This window comes from Hymenobacter roseosalivarius DSM 11622, assembly GCF_900176135.1.
Taxonomy (GTDB): domain Bacteria; phylum Bacteroidota; class Bacteroidia; order Cytophagales; family Hymenobacteraceae; genus Hymenobacter; species Hymenobacter roseosalivarius.
On the sequence record NZ_FWWW01000108.1, the window covers coordinates 1 to 3,178 of the forward strand.

Sequence of the window (3,178 nt, forward strand, 5' to 3'; positions counted from 1 at the left end):
CCATGTTAAGCGACTTTTCTAAGGAACCAGCGGGAAAGAAACCCGCCCGCGACCTTGCCCAAAATCCTATTTGTCTAAAGCCGAAAAAAGGCCGGAGCCCTTTTCCCTACCGGGCGAACCGGGCCCGGCTGACGGTAGCGGCCAAGACCCGCGCCGCGGGACTCGTCGGCTCGCCCAGGGCTTCCAACGCTTCCAGGCTCAACTCCCCGTCGATGTAGCGTTGCAGGTCCTGGAGCATGGCCGGCGTGACGTCGGCCTTGCCCAGCCGGGCCACGGCCACGGCCACGCCCCATTCGGCGTGATGCTGCCGCTTGCGGCGGGCTTCTTGTTCGGCGGCCGGCAGGTCCGGGGAAATGGGCGTAAAGTCAAGGGTGGGCATCTACTGCAATCAGGGGTGTAACCTTGACCGTACGGACAAAGACTATTTTGGTTGGCCCATGTTTTTGTCATGCTTAGCGTGTAAATCCGCCCAATAGGAAGAAGAACCCCACAAAGAACGGCTAGGCGACGGGCGGCGAAGTTTTGGCCGCGACTAGGCCCAGGCGCACGAGCAGCAGACCCCCAGGATTGCGGCTGGCTTTGACTTTGCCCGTTTTCAGGTCGTGGTTGTAGCGGTTGACTTCCGCGACGTGGGCGGCGCTGGCCAAGATGGTTTGCCGGTGCTTGGCATCGGTGATGCGCAGTTCGTCCAGGATGCGGGCGGCGTTGTCGAAGTGACTTTGTTGCACCCCCGGCACATCCTGAGTTGTGGCCACCAGGTCGAAGGGGATGGTTTCGGCCAGGGCTTGCGACTTGACTGTGAAAACAATGTTCTTGTATGTTCTAACCCGTTTTTCAAGCTTGTAACTGATATGTAGTTCGGTGTGCTCGTTGATTTGCTTCACGGCCACATCCAGCACACTTTCCCGAAAGTCACTCATTCTGATAGCTTTATCCTTGCCCTTGTCGTCAAGCAAGCCAAGCATCATCTTGAAATCCTGAATGTCATACTTTTTGGTTTCGCCCTGGTCTTTCCATTGACTGCAATACTGGTAAATCCGCTTAGCATATTTGCTAGTGAGGCGCAGTGCCGAAGCCAATTCATAGCTAGTGAAATTCTCTTTTAGATCAAATAAATAGGGAGTAATGTCCTCTGTAAGCTTGATTTCAATGATTCCTTGCCCAAGTAGGTAGTCCACGCGCTGAAACATCCATAGCTGCCGATACCGAGTTTCAGTCTGGACTTCAAACACACGGCTACCCATATCAGCCGTCGCTTTGTGTAGATAGGCAGCATTATATTTTTTGCCAGTCAGTAGGGACAAATCCTTGATATTCAATTCATAAACTCTATCCTGTTGGTCTTTGCGGAGCTTAGAGATAAGAAAGAACAGCAAGTCAAGCTGCAACTCTGAATACTCGTAGCGAGCATTAGTTAAGGCGTTGTGTTGGCGAATTTCCAGGTCCTTGCTCATAAGGTCTTACTGACTGATTATTCAGCAATTATAATGAGGAAACGGGTATTATATTCGGATTCCGTTTTTAGAACCCGTTTTTAACCCACTAAAACCCGTTTCTCAACCCACTAAAACCCGTTTCTCACCCACTAAAACCCGTTTCTCACCCACTAAAACCCGTTTCTCACCCACTAAAACCCGTTTATAAGTGCTATAAAACTTTGATAATCAATACAGTACAAAGCCCTCAAATAGAACAAAGACTTACAAATACACCAATTGGTGTTCGCGCGAGAAAAAAAAGGCTTTTAGGGACTGGTTGAGAGTACAACGGCGCGAGCAAAACAAAAACAGCAAAGTCCTAGAAGCCAGTAACTTGCGCGCATTTAATAAAGTATATATCATTGGTAATCAATAGTTTATAAAAATTATTGTCGAGTTTATGTACTGCTATGGACTTGGGAGTGCTGAGGCCAAAGACACGGGAGTAGCTCAGGAAACAGGCAGGGAGAGCATGACCAGGTAGGGAACTGGTTGGGAAGTGCAGTAGGTGGCCAGGGCAAGGTAAGCAGGAGGGCGAAGGATGGGTGCACCAAGAGCAGCTGGCAGGAAGGCACAGGAAAAAGGGGTTCTTCTTCCAAAAAGCCGGATTTACACGCTAAGCCGTCAATTACTTGGTTTGAAGCTATTTACTAGGGTTGCGTTAGTAGTTGGACCAAGAATTACGGCAAGGCGGTAAACAGGGGAAATCAGCCTTCGACTTCAATGGCTGGAAGCTCAACTTGAGCGAGGCAATTTGCTAAAAGTAGCCTTGAGTGGCAGGTCGGTCTCCCCGTTACTCAAAAGGTCAGTGGACGTTGTTCAGGGTACCAGAAAGCTATAAAAAGGGCCTAGCGGGTACTTTGATTGCGGCTATGGGTTTCGGATACCAAGTTTTTGCCCGGCTGACAACTCCAAAGAGGTAGGAAGTAGCTGGTACCCGAAATCCCTCGTTTTCGTGCCTCCTCTCATGCATTCAACGCGAGACTATATCGAACTATTGACCAAAGCAAACAGCAGAAGAATCAAGCCGGTACATGCTCGAAAACCTTGTTAATCAGTGTTATATACGCTTATCGTAATTCTTGGTCCAACTACTAACGCAACCCCGAGCTGCCTGCGAACACGCGGCGGCCCGGGAAAACCAATGGCTGCGCCAGGCAGCCATTGGCTATATCAACCCCACATAAGTAGGCTAGTTGCGGCACGCAATGCTCCGGCTTAGGCCCGGCCCGTGGGGGCGTAGGAGCCGTAGAGCTTCTCCACGGCGGCGGCCGGCGGGCCCTGCTTGGCGCTGGTCGTGGCGGCCGTGGGCGGCTCGGTCCAGGGCATCTTGCCCACTATCAATTGGGGCAAGTTGATGAACACGTCGGTACCGCTGCGCCGCACCACGGCGTCGAGGGGGATGTAGACGTCGCTCTTGAGCAGGCCCTGCCCTACTACCAGGTAGCCTGGGCCGGCGCCGTCGTTCACCACTTTCTTTACGTTGCCAATTTCACCGTCGTCGGAGCCATGCACCGTGTCGCCGGCTTCGACGGCGGGCACGGGTGGGTGTTCGATGCTGGCCAGGAAGTCGTCGACGGTGATGACGCCGTTGGAAATCAGGGGGAAGTTGATGTGGATGGCGGCTTCGTACTCGGGCAGGCCGGCGGCGCCGATGGCGTCGGCGAGGAAGGTGACGTCGTAGCCGGCTTCGGTGCCGT

3 protein-coding genes are annotated in these 3,178 nt (G+C 52.7%); all 3 read right to left on the minus strand.

Annotated features, from left to right (window positions below):
- Positions 1 to 106: 106 nt before the first annotated feature.
- The gene (locus tag B9A24_RS20810) at positions 107 to 379 is read right to left on the minus strand and encodes a hypothetical protein (RefSeq protein WP_084447965.1); all 273 of its coding nucleotides are present in this window, start codon (positions 377 to 379) and stop codon (positions 107 to 109) included.
- Positions 380 to 500: 121 nt separating this feature from the next.
- Positions 501 to 1,454, minus strand: coding sequence for a replication initiation protein (locus tag B9A24_RS20815; protein ID WP_084447968.1), 954 nt, complete (start codon positions 1,452 to 1,454; stop codon positions 501 to 503).
- A 1,242-nt stretch (positions 1,455 to 2,696) separates the two neighbouring features.
- Positions 2,697 to 3,178: hypothetical protein (locus tag B9A24_RS22165; RefSeq protein ID WP_200813995.1), on the minus strand; the 482-nt coding region annotated here is incomplete at its 5' end.